Here is a 16,936-nt window from a genome sequence, read left to right as displayed (position 1 = left end):
GCGTCAGGCCGCCAGCGAATCTCCGCCGAGCGTCCCCATCGCCGCTGGCCGCGCGTAGATGTGGCCCTGGACCATGGCGATCCCGAGCGAGCGCAGCGCGGCGAGTTCGGCCGGGCTCTCGACCCCCTCGGCGACCAGCTCGGCATCGACCGCCGCGGCGAACTGGATCAGCGCCGCCGCCAAGGCGCGCCGCGCCGGGTCGCGGTCGATCCCGCGCGACAGGCTCATGTCGAGCTTGATGATGTCGGGCTGCAAATCGAGGATGTGGCGAAGGTTGGCATAGCCGGCGCCGGCGTCGTCGACCGCCAGCCTCAGCCCGCGCTTGCGGAACGGGCGCAGTGCTTCGCCCAGCGTGACGTAATTGGTGACCGGGCGATGCTCGGTAACCTCGATGATCAGCCGCCGCGCCGGGGCCGCCGCCAGCCGCTCCTGCATCGCCGGCGAAAGCAGGGTGTCCGGCGACACGTTGATCGACAGCGCCGTCGTGTTCGGCAGCCCGGCGATCTGCGCCATCGCCGAATCGAACGCCAGCACTTCCAGCTCGATCCCGAGCCCGACGTCGAACGCGTCGTTGAACCAGCCGATCGGCGCGCTCGGGCGGCACGTCGGGAAGCGCGCCAGCGCCTCGACGAACTCGACCTTGGGCCGGTCGATCCGGATCACCGGCTGGAACACCATCTCGATCGCCTTGCGGGCGATGATGTCGCGGATCGCGGTGCGGCGGTCGTTGCGCGCGCGGCTGTGGTCGATCCGCTCCTGGATATATTGGCCGGTGAGGTGCGCGAAGGCGCGCATGTCGTTCATGTCGTAATCGTCGAGCGGCCCGTCCGAGCGGCCGGTGAAGCGGCAGCTGGTGTCGAACCGCACGTCCTCGCCGAAATGCAGCGGGATCTGGATTTCACGTCCGTCAGCGCCGCGCTCCGGCTCTTCGGCATCGTTGCTCGCGATCTCGCGCACCGCCGGCGATGCCAGGCCGAGCCGCTCGCGGACCGTGCGCATCAGCACCTCGAACCGATTGTGCGGGCCGCCGCCCGCCGCGTCGCTGGCCGTCAGGGGAAAAGTCTGCATGAACTCGCATCCCGTCGTTTCGCTGCCGCACCAACGCATCGGCGGGCGATTCGACGAGGAAAAACGAGTCCGAATCCGAGTGATTTGGCTCCGCGTGCCGCTCAGTAGCGCGCCGCCCGGCAGCCGCTGACGCTGGCCGATCCGTGGACGTCGAGCGTGCACGCCGGGTTGCCGGCCAAGCTGACCGATCCGACTCCCGCCGCGGTCACCTTGGCGGTTTCGCTCGCGGTCAGCCGGACGGTCGCCGGCCCCTCCGCGACGATCTTCGAATCCTTGACCTCGAGCTGGCCCGCGTCGAGCACCGACATGCCGCGCACCAGCGCCGTCACCCGCCCGGCCTTGCCCGCCAGCCGAGCGCTCGCCGCGCCGGCCAGCACGACCGTCAGCTGGTCGACCGCGACATCGGCGATGGTCAGCATGCCCGCCCCCGCCGCCGAGGCCTCGAACTTCAGCCCCTCGACCCGGTTGATGGCGAGCGATCCGGCGCCATTGACCTGCGCCGTGGTCAGCTCGTGCGTGCCGATGCGGATCGTCACCGGCCCGCTCGACTGGCGCTCGCTGCCCCAGCCGCCCGACTGCGCCAGCCGGACGATCAACGTGCGCCCCTCGACCTTGATGTTGAGCCGGTCGATCGCGCGCACATCGCCGCTCGCCTTGGCATAGGGCGCAACCCCGGTGGTCAGCTCCACGCGATAGTCGCCATCGACCCGCACCCGGTCGAAGCCGTTGACTCCGAAATTGCGGTCGGCCGCCGCGGCCGGTGCGGCGGCGGCGAGCAGGAGCGGGATGGTCAGCATCAGGCGCATGCCCGCACTGTCGCCGCTTATGGTTAACAAAGCCTCAAGCGGCCGGCCGCCGGGCGCGCTTTAGTTGCAGCGCACGTTGCCGCTTCCGGCCTTCTTCACCGTGCACTTGGCGCCGCCGCCCAGCTCGACATCGCCCGAGCCCATGATGTTGACCGCTGCCGTCTCGCTGGCGTTGGCGCGGACGTTGCCCGATCCGGCGATGCTGATGTCGGCGGTGCGCGCCTTCAGCCCCTGCATGTCAACGTCGCCCGATCCGGCGATGTCGACTTCGAGCGCCTCGACCTGGCCGGCGGCGGTGAACTCGCCCGATCCGGCGATCTCGACCCGGGTCCGGCCGCCGCTCAGCGCGCCGACCCCGATCGAGCCCGATCCGGCGACCTCGCCGTCGAAATCGCCCGCCACCTTGTCGACCGACACGTCGCCCGATCCGGCGATCGCCGCTCCGCGCAGCGCCTCGACGTTGATCGCGAAGCGCGCCTTGCCGTCGTTCCAGTTGAACCGCATGCCCTTGTGCTTCTTGGGCCGGATGACCAGCGCGCCCTTCTCGACCAGCACCTCGGTCTCGTCGAGCAGATTGGCGCCGCCGCTGGCCGCGACCCGCGTCGCTCCGCCGGTCGTCACCGCCACGTCATAGGGGCCCATCACCTCGATCCGGTCGAACCCGCCGACACCGTAGTTGCGGCTGACCTCGGGCCCTGCATCGCGGGTCTCGGCGCGGCCCCCGACGTTGCAGCCGGCGACGGCGATCATGGCGGCGGTGGCGAACAACAGGCGGCGCATGGCACTCTCCTCAAAGCGTATTGCCATGCTAATACACCGCGACAGTCGGCAATGCAAACGCATTCGCCCGCCCGCGTACGAAAAAGGGCGCCTCCTTGCGGAAGCGCCCCCTCGCGTAACCGTTGGTCGACCCGGCGCCCTATGCGTCCTCGGTCTTCTTGTGATGGATCAGCGCGGCCTTGTTGAGGATCTCGAGGATCTTGGCCAGCGCGCCCTTCTCGTCGGTCTTCTCCATCGCGCCCAGTTCGCGCGCCAGGCGCGAGCTCGCCGCTTCGAAAATCTGCCGTTCGGAATAGCTCTGCTCGGGCGCATCGTCCGGGCGGAACAGGTCGCGCACCACTTCGGCGATCGACGTCAGGTCGCCCGAATTGATCTTGGCCTCATATTCCTGGGCCCGGCGCGACCACATCGTGCGCTTCACCTTGGGCTTGCCCTTCAGCGTCTCGAGCGCGTCCTTCATCGTCTTGTCGCTCGACAGCTTGCGCATGCCGACCGAATCGGCCTTCAGCACCGGCACTCGAAGGGTCATCTTTTCCTTCTCGAAGCGGAGCACGTAGAGGTCGAGGGCGGTGCCGGCGATTTCGGTGCTCTGGAGCTCGACCACCCGGCCGACTCCATGCTTGGGGTACACCACATAATCGCCCACATCGAAGCTCAATGCCTTCGCTGCCATCAAATCACCTTTCTCAAGCGGTGGACGGTTGAATGAACTCGCTCGACACCGAAACGCCCCCCAACGGCATTCGGTCGAGTTCCCGTCCTGTCGGAAATCCAACACTGATTGCGGGCCGCTGCACCTCGCACTGGCCCTCGCGACCGATTCTATAGCAGATTTGTGACTAAATCGCCAGCCCCAGCTGCTGTGGCCCGTCGTCCTCGCGGACCAGCGCGTGCAGTCCCAGCCCGAGCAGTCGGACGCCCTTGGGCACCGGCAGCAATCGCGCCAGCAGCTCGGCGCCCGCGGCCGCGAACGTCGCCTCGTCGCGGACCGGCTGGGCGAAGCTTTGCGAGCGGGTGATCAGCGTGAAATCGGCATATTTGACCTTGAGGGTCACGGTCCGGCCAATGACTCCGGCGCGTGCGATCCGCTGCCACGCCAGCCCCGCCACCCGCTCCAGTTCGCGGTGGAGGTCGGCGGCCTCGGAAAAGTCGGTGTCGAAGGTCCGTTCGGCGCTTGCCGACTTAAGCTCGCGGTTGCTGCGCACTTCGCGCTCGTCGATGCCGCGCGCGATCCGGTAATACCATTGGCCCGACGATCCGAAATGCGCCTCCAGCTCGGCCAGAGTCCAGGCGGCGAGATCGGCGCCGGTGACGATCCCCAGCCGCTCCATGCGCTCGGCGGTCTTGGGCCCGACCCCGTGAAACCGCCCGACCGGCAAGGCCGCGACGAACGCCGCGCCGCGCGCCGGCGGAATGACGCACAGTCCGTCGGGCTTGTTCTGGTCGCTCGCCAGCTTGGCGATGAACTTGCAATAGCTCACCCCGGCGCTGGCGGTGAGCCCGGTCTCGGCGCGGATCCGGGCGCGAATGCGCTCGGCGATCGCCCGCGCGCTGCCCAGGGCGAGCCGGTCCTCGCTGACGTCGAGATAGGCCTCGTCGAGGCTCAGCGGCTCGATCGCATCGGTGAAATCGGCGAAGATCGCCCGGATTTGCTGGCTGACCGCCTTGTAGACCTCGAACCGCGGCTTGACGAAGATCAGGTCCGGGCAGCGCCGCCGGGCGGTCACCGACGGCATCGCCGAGCGCACACCGAACGCGCGCGCCTCGTAGCTCGCCGCCGCCACCACCCCGCGATGCCCTCCGCCAACCGCCACCGGGCGCCCACGCAGCGCCGGATCGTCGCGCTGCTCGACCGACGCGTAGAAGGCGTCCATGTCGACATGAATGATCTTGCGCGAACTCACGGCGCCGGACGTATCAAATCCTCCCCCGAACGGGCAGAGCCGATTTCAAGGGTCCGGCGGCGCCCAGCGTCGCTGGAATATCGGCGGAAGGCGCAGGCTGGTGGAGGGGTCGACCACGCGCAGGTCATCAACGGTTAAGGGCGCCCGTCCGATCATCCCACCGCCATGAAGACGCTCCTGCTGTGCGCCGCGGCCGCCGCGGTTCTCGTCACCGCTGCCGCCGCGCAGCATCACGACCATCACGCCATGCCTGCAGTCCAGGCCGGACCTCAGCCCAGGGCCACCGAGGCCCAGCTCGCCACCGTCCGCGCCGCGGTCGCGCGCTATGCCGACTTCGAAGTCGCGCGGCGCGAGGGCTGGAAGAAGTTCGGCGGCGACGGCCCGCTGATGGGCGAGCATTACAGCCTTCCACCCGAAAAAGGCGGGATCGATTACGTCAGCGGCATGCCGCTCGATTTCCGGCGCCCGTCGAACCTCATGTACACCTTCGTCAATGGCAAGCGCGTGCTGACCGGGGTGGCGTTCAATGTCCGGATCGCGCCGGGCGAACCGGTGCCCGAAGGCTTCGCCGGCTCGGCCGACGTCTGGCACGTCCACGATTTCCCCAAGGCGGTCGCCGCCGCGCTCCAGGACCGTCCGTTGCTGCGCTGGGTCGCCGACCGCTTCGGGCCGCAGCATTTCGTCGGCAAGGGCGACGGCCGCGGCCGGCTGGCGATGGTCCACGTGTGGACCGGGCCGATCCCCAATCCCGACGGCCCGTTCGCCCACCGCAACCGCGCCATTCCCTATGCCAAGCTCGGCTTGCCGTTTGCCTTTGCCGAGGGCGCCAGCGAACATGCCGCGCGTGGGCTCCAGCTGGCCGCGCCCAACGGCTGTGCGGAGACGATCGACGGCGCCTTGTGGGTCGCCAATGCCGGCGCGCACAAGGCCCGCCTCCACGCCGCCTGCAAGGCCGCCGCCGACCATGTCCGGATCGGGCTCAAGTCCGGCACCAAGGTGCAGGTCAACACAATGGCCGAACATGGCTGGGCGATGTTCGACGCCCAGTGGAAGCGCGCGCTGACCCCGGCGCAGCAGGCCCGCATCGCCGCGATCACCGAACACGGTCCGTCCGACGCCGCGCCCGGCCACCCGCACCACCAGCATTAGGGCTTGCGGCCCGCTTCCATTCGCGTCCGCCTTGTGCTGTAGGGCGCGCCATGAATATCCACGAATATCAGGCCAAGGAATTGCTCGCCAAGTTCGGCGTTCCGGTCCCCGCGGGATTTGCCGCGATGAGCGTCGAGGAAGCGGTTGCCGCCGCCGGGAAACTGCCCGGACCCCTGTGGGTGGTGAAGTCGCAGATTCACGCCGGCGGCCGCGGCAAGGGCAAGTTCACCGAGCTCGGGCCCGACGCCAAGGGCGGCGTCCGGCTGGCGCATTCGATCGACGAGGTGCGTGATCACTCCGCCGAGATGCTCGGCAAGACGCTGGTCACCGTCCAGACCGGCCCGGCCGGCAAGCAGGTCCAGCGCCTTTACATCACCGACGGCGTCGACATCGCCAAGGAATTCTACCTCGCGTTGCTGGTCGACCGCGAGTCCGGCCGGATCGCCATCGTCGCCTCGACCGAGGGCGGCATGAACATCGAGGAGGTCGCGCACGCGACGCCCGACAAGATCACCACCATCACGGTCGATCCGGCGACCGGCCTGATGCCGCACCACGGCCGCTCGGTCGCCGCCGCGCTCGGCCTTTCCGGCGACCTCGCCAAGCAATGCGCGAGCGTGCTGGCCAAGCTCTACGACGCCTTCCTCGGCACCGACGCTTCGCAAATCGAGATCAACCCGCTGGCGATCACCGAGGGCGGCCAATTGATGGTGCTCGACGCCAAGGTCGGCTTCGACAGCAACGCCATGTTCCGCCACAAGGACCTCGCCGAATTGCGCGACCTCAGCGAGGAGGACGCGCACGAGATCGAGGCGTCGAAATACGACCTCGCCTACATCAAGCTCGACGGCGACATCGGCTGCATGGTCAACGGCGCCGGCCTCGCCATGGCGACGATGGACATCATCAAGCTGTCGGGCGGCGAACCGGCCAACTTCCTCGATGTCGGCGGCGGCGCGTCGAAGGAAAAGGTCACCGCGGCGTTCAAGATCATCCTGTCGGACCCGGCGGTGAAGGGCATTCTCGTCAACATCTTCGGCGGGATCATGCGCTGCGACACCATCGCCGAGGGCATCGTCGCTGCCGCCCGCGAGGTGAAGCTGGAGGATCCTTTGGTCGTCCGGCTCGAGGGCACCAACGTCGACCTCGGCAAGAAAATCCTGTCCGAATCCGGCCTCCCGATCGTTGCCGCCGACGACCTCGGCGACGCCGCCAACAAGATCGTCGCTGCGGTCAAGCAGCGGGTCGCCGCTTAAGCTGAAGGAACGCACCGCATGAAGCTACTCGTCGCCGTCAAGCGGGTGATCGATTACAACGTCAAGCCGCGCGTCAAGATGGACGGCTCGGGGGTCGACCTCGCCAACGTCAAGATGAGCATGAACCCGTTCGACGAGATCGCCGTCGAGGAAGCCATCCGCCTCAAGGAAAAGGGCGCGGCGACCGAGATCGTCGCCGTCTCGATCGGCCCGGCCAAGGCGCAGGAAACGCTGCGCACCGCGCTGGCGATGGGCGCGGACCGCGCGATTCTCGTGCAGACGGATGAAGAGGTCGAGCCGCTCGCCGTCGCCAAGATCTTGAAGGGTGTCGCCGAGGAGGAGCAGCCGGGCCTAGTGATCATGGGCAAGCAGGCGATCGACGACGACAGCAACCAGACCGGGCAGATGCTCGCGGCGCTGTTGGATTGGCCCCAGGCGACCTTTGCGTCCAAGGTCGAAATTGGCGGAAATCAGGCAAAAGTGACCCGTGAGGTCGACGGCGGTTTGGAAACCATTGCACTGTCCACTCCGGCCATCGTCACCACCGACTTGCGCCTCAACGAACCGCGCTACGCCTCGCTGCCGAACATCATGAAGGCCAAGTCCAAGCCGCTCGCCACCAAGTCGCCCGGCGACTACGGGGTCGACGTCGCCCCTCGCCTCGAAACGCTCAAGGTCACCGAGCCGTCGAAGCGCCAGGCCGGGGTCAAGGTCGGCAGCGTCGACGAGCTGGTCGACAAGTTGAAGACATTGGGAGTTGTCCAGTGAAGACCCTGGTTCTCGTCGAACATGACGGCGCGTCGATCAAGGACGCGACCCTCGCCACCGTCACCGCCGCCGCCAAGCTCGGCGAGGTCCATTTGCTGGTCGCCGGCGCCAATGTCGGACCGGTCGCCGAAGCTGGCGCCAGGATCGCGGGTGTCGGCAAGGTCCACGTCGCCGACGGCGCCCACCTCGAGCATCAGCTGGCCGAGGACGTCGCCCCGCTCGCCGCGGCGCTGATGGCGCACCACGACGCCCTGCTCGCTCCGGCCACCACCTTCGGCAAGAACATCGCCCCGCGCGTCGCGGCGATGCTCGACGTCATGCAGCTTAGCGAGATCCTGTCGGTCGAGGGCGAGGACACCTTCACCCGCCCGATCTACGCCGGCAACGCCATTGCCACGGTCAAGTCGAAGGACGCCAAGAAGGTCATCACCGTCCGCGGCACGGCGTTTGAGAAGGCCGCGGCCGAGGGCGGCAGCGGCACGATCGAGGCGGTCGACGCCGGCGCCTCGGCGGGCAAGTCGAGCTTCGTCGGCGCCGAGCTCAGCAAGTCCGAGCGGCCGGAGCTGACCAGTGCCAAGATCATCGTCTCGGGCGGCCGAGCGCTCGGCTCGAGCGAGCAATTCCACGCGCTGATCGATCCGCTGGCCGACAAGCTCGGAGCGGCGGTCGGCGCGTCGCGCGCGGCGGTCGATGCCGGCTATGCGCCCAACGACTATCAGGTCGGCCAGACCGGCAAGATCGTCGCCCCCGAAGTCTATATCGCAATCGGCATTTCGGGCGCGATCCAGCACCTTGCCGGCATGAAGGACGCCAAGACGATCATCGCCATCAACAAGGACGAGGAAGCCCCGATTTTCCAGGTCGCCGATGTCGGCCTGGTCGGCGACCTGTTCAAGATCGTCCCGGAGCTGACCGAAAAGCTCTAGCGCTCGTCCTGGTCGGCTCCGAAGATTTCCGCCGCCTCGGCTTCGTCGTCGGCGATCGTGTCGACGGTCGAGGTGAAGCGCAGGATGAGGAAGCCGGTTATAGCGGCCGCTAGCGAGCCGGCGAGGATCCCCACCTTGGCCTGGTCGATCAGCGCCTGCTGGCCGGGGAAGGCGAGCCCACCGATGAACAGGCTCATCGTGAAGCCGATCCCGCAAAGCACAGACGCGCCATAGATCTGGCGCCAGCGCGCTCCGGCCGGGCGCTCGGCGAGCCCGGCCTTCACCGCCAGCCAGATCGCGCTGAAGATGCCGAGCTGCTTCCCCAGGAACAGGCCAAGCGCGACCGCCAGCGGGAGCGGCGCAGCCAAGGCGCCAAGCCCGCCCGTGAGGTGCACCCCAGCCGACGCGAAGCCGAACAACGGCACAACTCCGAACATCACCCACGGGTGGATGCGATGCTCGAGCAGCTTGAGCGGCGAGCGCGCCTCGCCCCGAGCCAGCGGCACGGTGAGCGCGGCAAGCACCCCGGCGATGGTCGCATGCACGCCGCTCGCCAGCACGAGCAGCCAGAGCAGCACGAAGCTGGCCATGTACGGCGACAGGCGGCGCACCCCGAACTGGCCCATCGCCGCCATCGCCGCGGTGAGCGCCAGCGCGCCGCCCAGTGCGAGCACGTCAAGCTCGGCAGTGTAGAACAAGGCGATGATCAGCACCGCACCGACATCGTCGATGATCGCGATCGCCACCAGCAGCAGCTTGATCGACGGCGGCGCGTGCCGCCCAAGTAGCGCCAGCACGCCGATTGCAAAGGCAATGTCGGTCGCCGCCGGGATCGCCCAGCCGTTGACCAGCGCCGGATCGCCGCCAACCACGGCGAGGTAGATTGCCGCAGGCACCGCCATCCCGGCCATCGCGGCGATGATCGGCAGCCGCCGAAGCGCCGGCGTGGCCAGTGCGCCGTCATACCATTCGCGTTTGACCTCCAGCCCGACCAGCAGGAAGAAGATCGGCATCAGCCCGTCGGCGATCCAATAATGAACCGACATTTGCCCGAGGCGCGGCATGGCCGGGCCGACCTTCTGCTCGAGCAGATCGTGGTAAAGTTCGTACAGTGGCGAATTGGCGATCAGCAGCGCGACCCCGGCCGCCGCGATCAGAAGCAGCCCGGCTGCCCGCTCGCGGGCGCGTTGGGTCGACGGGTCGGCGGCCATGGCGCCGTGCTAGCGATGATAGAGGGTGGGGTCGAGCGATGGTGCGGGACGCAGTCCTGAGCGAACCGGTCTCCGCCCCATAACAGGGAAAATCTGACGAACGGGCCTCATCAGAAGGCCGGTCGCGATCAGTCTCGCGCCTGACGGACTCCGAAAATCTAGGGATTTCGTCCAGCCGAAGCTCACGGCGGCGCGCCTGCATCCATCTTCGGAACAGACCCTAAAAACCCAAATAACAGATGCTGATCGGGGTCGTAACAGACCGCGCATCGACAATGCCCGGCGCTCACGTAGCGACGAAGACCTGCCGCACGACCGGAAATAGCGCACAGCCAACATTGCCAATAGTTCGAGGAGTCCGTAGGATGGTACAAGTTGTGCGCCTACCGCACATACGTACTTACTTAAGGACTTTGCTTAATGTCTATCCGGCTTACCCACAAAGCTTTAGATGACATCATTCCTTATGTCAACAATGCTAGGTTACACCCACGTAAACAGATTGCGCAACTTAGGGCCTCCATCAAAGCTAACGGATTTACCAATCCCATTCTTGTCGACAATGCTGGCGTAATCATTGCTGGTCACGGGCGGCTAATTGCTGCTCGCGAACTTGGCTTAACCAGCGTCCCAGTGATTGAGCTTCGAGACCTCACTCCGGACCAGGCCCGGGCACTGCGGTTGGCTGATAACAAGATTGCTCTCAACTCTGGCTGGGATGTTGACCTGCTGCGGCTTGAGCTCGGCGAGCTGGTGTCAGGTGGTATCGAGATTGATCTTGAAGCAACCGGCTTCTCAAGCGGCGAAATCGATGTCCTGCTAAACCCGGTGGCTGACCCGGACGACGATGCCATCCCGGAGGTAAGGGCCGAGCCGCGGGCTAGCCTCGGAGATATATGGGAGTTGGGAGACCATCGGATTGGATGTGGCGACGCACGTGACGCCGCCTTTGTTCGGGAAGTTATTGGTGGTTGGGGCAAAGTTGACTGCTGCTTCCTCGACCCTCCGTACAACGTCGCCATACAGGGTCATGCCAACGTCAAAACGAAACATCGGGAATTCGCCATGGCGTCCGGGGAAATGAGCACCTCGGAATTTCGCTCATTCCTCATGGCAACCGTGGGTAACTGCGTTGCAAGTTCCCGCGATGGCGCCGTCCACTTCGTTTGCATGGACTGGCGGCACATGGGCGATCTGACGGCCGTAGGGGACGAGCTCTACGGCGATCAGCTGAACCTATGTGTTTGGAACAAGTCCAACGCCGGAATGGGGTCCCTTTACCGGTCAAAGCACGAGCTCGTGTCTGTCTACCGCGTCGGCACGGCGCCCCACACGAACGCAGTTGAGCTTGGGCGGCACGGTCGCAACCGCACGAACGTATGGGACTATGCTTCCGTTAACTCGTTCCAGGGCGCCAAGCGTGGCGACCTGAAGCTGCACCCGACCGTAAAGCCCACCGCATTGGTCGCTGACGCAATCCAGGATGTCACACAGCGTGGCGACCTCGTGCTTGATACCTTTTTAGGTTCGGGCACTACCCTCATAGCCAGTGAGCGTACGGGGCGGAGATTTCGGGGTCTCGACATTGATCCGGCCTACGTAGACGTGGCTCTCGATCGCTGGACCGCCATGACCGGCGGAACTCCGCGTCGGATAGTCGAAGGCGGCTCCGATGCATGAGATCTCCCATCCTAAAGCATCGGCTCGCTCGAAGTCCGGGAGGGCGGGCCCTCGGAAGGGCAAGCCTCAGGGCCGTTGTCAGACCGGGTCGGATTCGCCGTTCGCCCAGCTTCGGGGTCGCAAGATCAAAGTTCAGATGGACGGGATCGAACGCGAGCTGACCCTCGCGGAGGCGCTTCTCTACAAAACGCTCCAGCAGGCACTTGCAGGCAAGCGAATGGCCATCCGTGAGATACTCAAGCGGATCCAGGCGCATGAGAAGGGCAACGAGCCCGCGCGACGCACTCTCGTGACGTTCCTCGTCAAACAGGACAGACCTCAAAGCGTCGACCGGGCCATGCTTGCTCTGGGTATTGCCGCCGAGGTGCCCGGGATGTCTCAGTCGCACGGCGGACCGCAGCTAGTGCTAGAGCCTTGGGCTGTCGCACGCGGCCTAGCTCGGGGCAAAGGCCGTCAGCTTAGCAACAAAGACATTCGCGCGCTTAAGTCGCAAACTCGCGATCCGGACTCCGTCGCCTGGCCGCAAGGTCCCGATCATGAGTGACGATCAAAATGGAAAGGTTGGTTGGGGCTGTCCGCCAATCGGCTCCAGGTTCAAGCCGGGCACAAGCGGCAACCCTCGGGGAAGGCCTCGCGGGAGACGAGAGAAAGACCTTTACGATGCTATCCTCGGTCAGATGGTCACGGTGCGCGAGGAGGGAGTGGAACGACGGGTGCGAGCTGATGAAGCATTTCTACTCCAGCTAACTGCGAAGGGGCTAGCAGGGGACAGCGTGATGACGCGAGCTGCACTTCAAGCTTTCGAGTTTGATGCTCTGCACTCGCCCCCACAGCAATCTCGGGTAATCGTGTATTCTGTCTACCCAGAACCTGGTGATCTCCGCCAAACGATCCAGCAGATCGGTGTTGCGACGCTGCTTGATGGATACAGGCCGAGTGCTCGGCTTGCCCTTGAGACTTGGGTGATCGAAGAAGCCCTGGCGCGCCTTGGGGATCGGCAGCTTGCAGTGGATGAGCAAAGAATTGTCCTCGCCGCTGCTCGTATGCCTAACAAAGTTCGCTGGCCTGCCTGGTGGTCTGTTTACGAGAGCTAACCAGGCTCGTCTGGGCACAAAGCGGCACGAGTGATCATCGGGGACCCAGCGGAAATAGCGGCCGCCCGTCGTACCTCTGAATAGCGCCCATCCAAGCCGCTCACGATTAGCTCACTTCGCCGGTTAGCCGAATGTCTGCCTTAGGTGCTTTCGCCGTCATTTACCGTCGAGCATTCCACGCGGTATTTGACCGCTTGACGGTCGAAAGCTGACATTGATTCTGCCTGCGGCTCATGTTCTCGACGAGTCCCTCAACCTAGAAAAGAAGCCGTTTACGCCCCCCGCTATCTAGCGGTGCTAGCTAGCGCGCCAGGCGCGCTCCTTAGAAGTCATCCAGATCTATCTCGAAAACAACGACTGAGATGTTATCGTCCCCTCCCGCCTTTAGGGCTGACTTTGTGAGCCGAAGCGCTGGAAACGCGCCACTGTGGCCTGACAGCAAACCCGCGATCTCATCATCTGACACCAGGTCCGTCAGACCGTCTGAGCAAATCATCAGTTTCGAATAGGGTTCAAGCCGAAACCTTCGCGCATGCGGCTTTAGCGGAGCTCCCGAGTAGCCGCCCAGGCACTGAGTCAGAACGTGACCGTCAATCACATGATCAATGCTCAACCTCGTGAGCTTGCCTTCCGAGAACATATAGATACGGCTGTCACCAACGTTGAACGCGAGTGCCTCTGTGCCGCGCAGGACAACTCCAGCGATGGTTGTGCCCATTCCATAAAGCGCGGGGTTTCGCGCCATCGCTTCGAAGAGGCCGTCGTTCACCGCGTTAAGTGCGCTTGTGACTTCGCCCTCATCTTCAAGCCGGTGCATCACGGGTCGAAGCAATTCGAGAGCCAACTCGCTAGCGACTTCTCCCGCAGCGTGCCCCCCCATGCCGTCTGCAACCAGCGCCCAGCCCCCATTGTTCGAGACGTAGCCTCTCCAACGATGGAGCTTTCCGTGCGGATTGCGTGAGGAGACCTCTACTGTGTCTTCGTTGCTTTCTCGCCGATGCCCTACGTGCGTGCATGCCCAGCATTTTGACATCGGATTCTCCGCGTCGATCGAAAAGGTTGCAGACCTTTGGCGACCTCACACGGTAATCGGCTGAACTCGGCGCGTGTAACATCGACCGCGCCGATACCCGCTAATCGGAACCTCTTTCCGACCGATTGGCTCAAAATCAGGCCCAAGCAGTTCGCCGATCAGCCTTTCAGCCAGGCGCCAGTAGATGTTTTCATCGATGTGCTCGCAAACGATGGGTGCAACCACGCAGAGCGGTGGATCACCAGACTCGGCGGTGTTTCTGATCTCTTCCGCGTGATCTGCAATGGCGCGTGAGATCATCACTCCAAGTTCACTTGTTCGGTAGACATCGCGCGAACCCGGTTGATGTTGGTCGAACATCAGGCGTTCGGCTCATATGGGAGCATAGTGTCGCCGATCATGTCATCAGGCATCACAATGTTTTCGGGGGTTACACGGAGTGTCTCGGCCAACGCGGCAGCCTCTTCTGCGGTCATCGCGTCGTAGTCACTCTCAAGCACCTGAATACGTTGAAGATCCAAGCCGGAGCGGGCAGCGAGTTGCTCTTGGGTAAGGCCCCGCTGCTCCCGCCAGAACAAAAGGTAAGTTCCCTCATGCTCCATCATCAGAGCGCATGCTTCATCTGAAAAAGGTTCTAGTTCACGCATGACAATGCTCCGCTAGTTTGTGCACTACAAAGGAGTGCTTACCGCCCACGCTTTTCGAAGAATGCAGCGGTCTTTGCCACGCAGGTAGGAGGCAGAGCCTTCTTACCTGTCTGGATGTATCCAGCCTCTGCCATGATTTCGGCAGTTAGTGATCCCGCCCAGTTTGTTGTGTCGCGCTCGCCATAGTCGCGCCCGAGAGCAGCCGAGAGCAGCGGATCAACTCCCGCCATTGCGGCCTCTCCCTGATCCGTGGCGCCTTTGGCAGCAGCACGCCCTTCATCTGACCGGATGACCTCTTCAATACGTTGGATGATCGGGTGGTCGCGCGAGTATCCGCCACCTTCGCGGACGAGCAAATCGTTTTCCAACAGCAGCCGCACAATCTGTGCCGCGTCGGGACTATTCTGTTGGCGAGCGTTGTCGAAAAGAGTCTCGCGCTGCTTCGATGACAGCGCTTGAAGTCGTTCAATCGTCCAATGCATATTCCCCCCCCTCTCGCCTCGGCAGCTTAGCGACCTCTGGCGATGTTCCAAATCTGAGGCGGCCCTGACATGGGAGAGGCCGCGTTACTCAGCTTCCCGCCGTTTCTTTTCGCGCCGTTGGAAATCGGGGAACGAGTAAGTCGAGCCCTTCGTGAACTGAGACGTGACTGTGATCGGAGTGCCTCGCCCTTCCCATTCACCGCCGAGATATTCGACTATCTGTCTTAACGCTCGACCGGTAAGCTGCTTCATGTCGTGGCGGCAGAGAACATCAGCACCAAGCTGGTCGCGAATCATACCCTCAACGGCTGGCATCGGGGGCTTGGTAGGGGCAGCACTTACCGCGCCCACGAGGGCGCAAATCCCGTGAACAGAAGTCAGGAGCTCAAGGAGGCGTGCTCCCTCCGGGCTATCGTAAACTGGAGCGAGGTTGCCGGCGTCAAACGCACGGTAGAAGTCGTCACCGATAACTGGATGACGTTCAAGTGTGACCGGATTGTAGATGTTCTTCATGGCGATCTCCTGTCGGAAATAAATGCCGTTTTCCGCTAATTGCGAGTCGGACCACCCCCACATAGGGTGACGGGGGACCCCCGTCAAGCAGGAACTCTGATACCCCACCGAAGCAGCCTTCAGTTTCTTTCGGCTCGAGCTGGGACCTACTGGAAATCTTCTAATGTCTGCCGTGGGCCGAAAGCTGCCGTAAGCGGACGGGCTGCTTCCGACCACTTGCCGACACTCAAATTGACCTTTCGGCGAGCGTCTGCTCGTAGGCCACTTGAGGTCCGGGTGCCTACTCGCTCCGCTTCGCTTTTCGAGACTTAGGTGCCGGCAGCTCCGCAGCCGTGATGCGCAGCAGCTCGCCGAGCCATCTGGCATCGTCCCAACGATCGGCTTCGATTAGCAGCTGCGGTTTGGCACCGGGATATGGCGGCGCTTCAGGAACCGGTTCGGCATGGACGCGGCCCGCTGCCGTCGGCTTCAGGAAGAGCTGATCGTCGCAGACGGACCCGATCATCTTGCCGTCGACGTACAGTCCGAACTCGCCGAACATCGGCTTTGCTGACACCATACCCGCGCTGGACGACTGTTCGACCAGGTAGCCGATCGTGCGTTGTTGCGTCGCCATGCTTCTATGTACTCGGTCGGCGACGCCGCGCGCAACGATTCACCTTTGCGCCTCCAATCGGACTAGGCGGCGCTGTTTGAGGGGGAACGGGTCCTTCCAACGGGGTGGCTTGCTGAACAAGCGTCCAGATTGAGCGGTTCGCCTGCGGATCAAACAGTCCCAGCCCGGCTATCCACGGACACTTTGTTGATCTTATATTCCTTATCCTAAGCTCTGCCGCTGTCGTCACCCCCCTGCGAAGAACGATGCCGCTCCAACCGCGCTTCATTATCGCCCCGGATACACCAGAGGTGGTGGAAGACACCGACTTCTTGTGGGCCAAGCCGACGAAGGTGTTCGACGGGGACGGATTTGCCGCTGATGTCTGGCATCCGGTGCGTGAGAAGTGGTTGCCTCGCGTCCCATTTCGTTTTGCATTTATCGATGCTCCTGAGATGAAGCAGCCCTTCGGACCGGAGGCTCAGCAGGCGCTGCACCATCTGATCGGAGGCAGAAAACTACGCGTCGATCCGATCGTCAAAGAGTCTTCCCCCGACCTTCCACTGGATCAATACAAGCGGCTGCTCTGCATGGCTTATGTGACCGAGGAATTGGGCGAGGGGCACGTGGCTTACTTCGTGAACGGGAAAGCGGGGCAAGGGATGGTACGGAACGCTCGAACGGTCACACGAAACATAGAACTTGAGATGATAGTGAACGGGTGGGCTTGGGTCGTTACGCAATATTCTTTCGATCGCGAGGAAGAGTACTTCTCAGCTCAGCATGATGCTCGACGCCATCGGCGAGGTCTCTGGGCAACTGAGAACCCAGAGGCTCCATGGGCATTCAAGCAGAGGCAGAAACGGCAGCGGCAGAGCGGTGGACGCCACTCCCGCTTACCTCTGAACCGGTGCGGGGTCGCGACGTGCGACGGAGCATTGGTTGAGCGGGAAGGCGCTCACGGTCGCTTTCTCGGCTGCTCTAATTTCCCGCAATGTCGATACAGGCAGCCAATCTAACCTCG

The 16,936-nt window shown here is 64.0% G+C and carries 20 protein-coding genes; 8 read left to right on the top strand and 12 right to left on the bottom strand.

Going from position 1 to position 16,936, the window contains the following annotated elements; translation table 11 throughout:
• Positions 1 to 3 precede the first annotated feature (3 nt).
• The 5 genes from D0Z60_RS09220 to dinB form a co-directional block, all read right to left on the bottom strand.
• Positions 4 to 1,068, bottom strand: a complete 1,065-nt coding sequence (locus D0Z60_RS09220) for an EAL domain-containing protein (protein WP_162888177.1) — start codon at positions 1,066 to 1,068, stop codon at positions 4 to 6.
• A gap of 101 nt (positions 1,069 to 1,169) precedes the next feature.
• Positions 1,170 to 1,874 carry a GIN domain-containing protein gene (locus D0Z60_RS09215; protein ID WP_118857962.1) on the bottom strand — a complete coding sequence of 235 codons (705 nt, stop codon included), beginning with the start codon at positions 1,872 to 1,874 and terminating at the stop codon, positions 1,170 to 1,172.
• Positions 1,875 to 1,934: 60 nt separating this feature from the next.
• Positions 1,935 to 2,654, bottom strand: a complete 720-nt coding sequence (locus D0Z60_RS09210) for a head GIN domain-containing protein (RefSeq protein ID WP_162888176.1) — start codon at positions 2,652 to 2,654, stop codon at positions 1,935 to 1,937.
• Positions 2,655 to 2,793: 139 nt separating this feature from the next.
• The gene (locus D0Z60_RS09205; protein WP_118857960.1) at positions 2,794 to 3,327 is read right to left on the bottom strand and encodes a CarD family transcriptional regulator; all 534 of its coding nucleotides are present in this window, start codon (positions 3,325 to 3,327) and stop codon (positions 2,794 to 2,796) included.
• Between the two features lie 166 nt (positions 3,328 to 3,493).
• The gene (dinB, locus tag D0Z60_RS09200; protein WP_420822786.1) at positions 3,494 to 4,558 is read right to left on the bottom strand and encodes a DNA polymerase IV; all 1,065 of its coding nucleotides are present in this window, start codon (positions 4,556 to 4,558) and stop codon (positions 3,494 to 3,496) included.
• Positions 4,559 to 4,723: 165 nt separating this feature from the next.
• On the opposite strand from dinB, the gene D0Z60_RS09195 reads away from it, so the two are divergent.
• From D0Z60_RS09195 to D0Z60_RS09180, 4 genes are read left to right on the top strand one after another with little or no spacing between them, the layout of a single operon-like run.
• Entirely contained in the window at positions 4,724 to 5,707 is a 984-nt protein-coding gene (locus tag D0Z60_RS09195) for a hypothetical protein (RefSeq protein WP_118857959.1), read from the top strand.
• Between the two features lie 50 nt (positions 5,708 to 5,757).
• The gene (sucC, locus tag D0Z60_RS09190; protein ID WP_118857958.1) at positions 5,758 to 6,963 is read left to right on the top strand and encodes an ADP-forming succinate--CoA ligase subunit beta; all 1,206 of its coding nucleotides are present in this window, start codon (positions 5,758 to 5,760) and stop codon (positions 6,961 to 6,963) included.
• Between the two features lie 18 nt (positions 6,964 to 6,981).
• A complete protein-coding gene (locus D0Z60_RS09185; RefSeq protein WP_118857957.1) occupies positions 6,982 to 7,731 on the top strand; it encodes an electron transfer flavoprotein subunit beta/FixA family protein in 750 nt (249 codons plus the stop codon).
• Positions 7,728 to 8,657: an electron transfer flavoprotein subunit alpha/FixB family protein gene (locus D0Z60_RS09180; RefSeq protein ID WP_118857956.1), complete on the top strand. Its 930-nt coding sequence runs from the start codon at positions 7,728 to 7,730 to the stop codon at positions 8,655 to 8,657. Before D0Z60_RS09185 ends, D0Z60_RS09180 begins: the two co-directional genes overlap by 4 nt.
• Here the strand turns inward: D0Z60_RS09180 and nhaA are convergent.
• The gene (gene nhaA / locus D0Z60_RS09175; RefSeq protein ID WP_118857955.1) at positions 8,654 to 9,868 is read right to left on the bottom strand and encodes a Na+/H+ antiporter NhaA; all 1,215 of its coding nucleotides are present in this window, start codon (positions 9,866 to 9,868) and stop codon (positions 8,654 to 8,656) included. The genes D0Z60_RS09180 and nhaA overlap by 4 nt on opposite strands.
• A 420-nt stretch (positions 9,869 to 10,288) precedes the next feature.
• On the opposite strand from nhaA, the gene D0Z60_RS09170 reads away from it, so the two are divergent.
• Genes D0Z60_RS09170 through D0Z60_RS12090 form a run of 3 tightly spaced genes read left to right on the top strand, consistent with a single transcriptional unit; the run spans position 10,289 to position 12,642 of the window.
• On the top strand, positions 10,289 to 11,548 hold the full coding sequence (locus D0Z60_RS09170; RefSeq protein ID WP_118857954.1) for a site-specific DNA-methyltransferase: 1,260 nt from the start codon (positions 10,289 to 10,291) through the stop codon (positions 11,546 to 11,548).
• Complete coding sequence (locus D0Z60_RS09165) at positions 11,541 to 12,092, top strand: DUF5681 domain-containing protein (RefSeq protein WP_240325598.1); 552 nt, start codon at positions 11,541 to 11,543, stop codon at positions 12,090 to 12,092. The genes D0Z60_RS09170 and D0Z60_RS09165 overlap by 8 nt, the downstream gene beginning before the upstream one ends.
• A complete protein-coding gene (locus D0Z60_RS12090) occupies positions 12,085 to 12,642 on the top strand; it encodes a DUF5681 domain-containing protein (protein WP_420822785.1) in 558 nt (185 codons plus the stop codon). Before D0Z60_RS09165 ends, D0Z60_RS12090 begins: the two co-directional genes overlap by 8 nt.
• Positions 12,643 to 12,964: 322 nt before the next feature.
• Here D0Z60_RS12090 and D0Z60_RS09160 read toward each other — a convergent pair whose 3' ends face one another.
• The 6 genes from D0Z60_RS09160 to D0Z60_RS09145 all read right to left on the bottom strand — a co-directional run bounded on the left by D0Z60_RS09160 (position 12,965) and on the right by D0Z60_RS09145 (position 15,933).
• Entirely contained in the window at positions 12,965 to 13,675 is a 711-nt protein-coding gene (locus D0Z60_RS09160) for a PP2C family protein-serine/threonine phosphatase (protein WP_118857952.1), read from the bottom strand.
• 45 nt (positions 13,676 to 13,720) lie between these two features.
• A complete protein-coding gene (locus D0Z60_RS11745; RefSeq protein ID WP_162888174.1) occupies positions 13,721 to 14,035 on the bottom strand; it encodes a hypothetical protein in 315 nt (104 codons plus the stop codon).
• Positions 14,035 to 14,322 (bottom strand): helix-turn-helix domain-containing protein, encoded by a 288-nt coding sequence (locus D0Z60_RS09155; RefSeq protein WP_118857951.1) that lies wholly within the window; start codon positions 14,320 to 14,322, stop codon positions 14,035 to 14,037. Before D0Z60_RS09155 ends, D0Z60_RS11745 begins: the two co-directional genes overlap by 1 nt.
• Positions 14,323 to 14,360: 38 nt before the next feature.
• Positions 14,361 to 14,804 carry a hypothetical protein gene (locus D0Z60_RS11740; protein WP_162888173.1) on the bottom strand — a complete coding sequence of 148 codons (444 nt, stop codon included), beginning with the start codon at positions 14,802 to 14,804 and terminating at the stop codon, positions 14,361 to 14,363.
• A gap of 84 nt (positions 14,805 to 14,888) precedes the next feature.
• Positions 14,889 to 15,317: a hypothetical protein gene (locus D0Z60_RS09150; RefSeq protein ID WP_162888172.1), complete on the bottom strand. Its 429-nt coding sequence runs from the start codon at positions 15,315 to 15,317 to the stop codon at positions 14,889 to 14,891.
• A gap of 280 nt (positions 15,318 to 15,597) precedes the next feature.
• On the bottom strand, positions 15,598 to 15,933 hold the full coding sequence (locus D0Z60_RS09145; protein ID WP_118857949.1) for a TfoX/Sxy family protein: 336 nt from the start codon (positions 15,931 to 15,933) through the stop codon (positions 15,598 to 15,600).
• Positions 15,934 to 16,178: 245 nt separating this feature from the next.
• On the opposite strand from D0Z60_RS09145, the gene D0Z60_RS09140 reads away from it, so the two are divergent.
• Positions 16,179 to 16,931: a thermonuclease family protein gene (locus D0Z60_RS09140; protein WP_118858527.1), complete on the top strand. Its 753-nt coding sequence runs from the start codon at positions 16,179 to 16,181 to the stop codon at positions 16,929 to 16,931.
• Positions 16,932 to 16,936: the final 5 nt, after the last annotated feature.

It is taken from the genome of Sphingomonas mesophila (assembly GCF_003499275.1).
Taxonomy (GTDB): Bacteria; Pseudomonadota; Alphaproteobacteria; order Sphingomonadales; family Sphingomonadaceae; genus Sphingomicrobium; species Sphingomicrobium mesophilum.
This window is presented reverse-complemented; position numbering and strand designations above follow the sequence as displayed.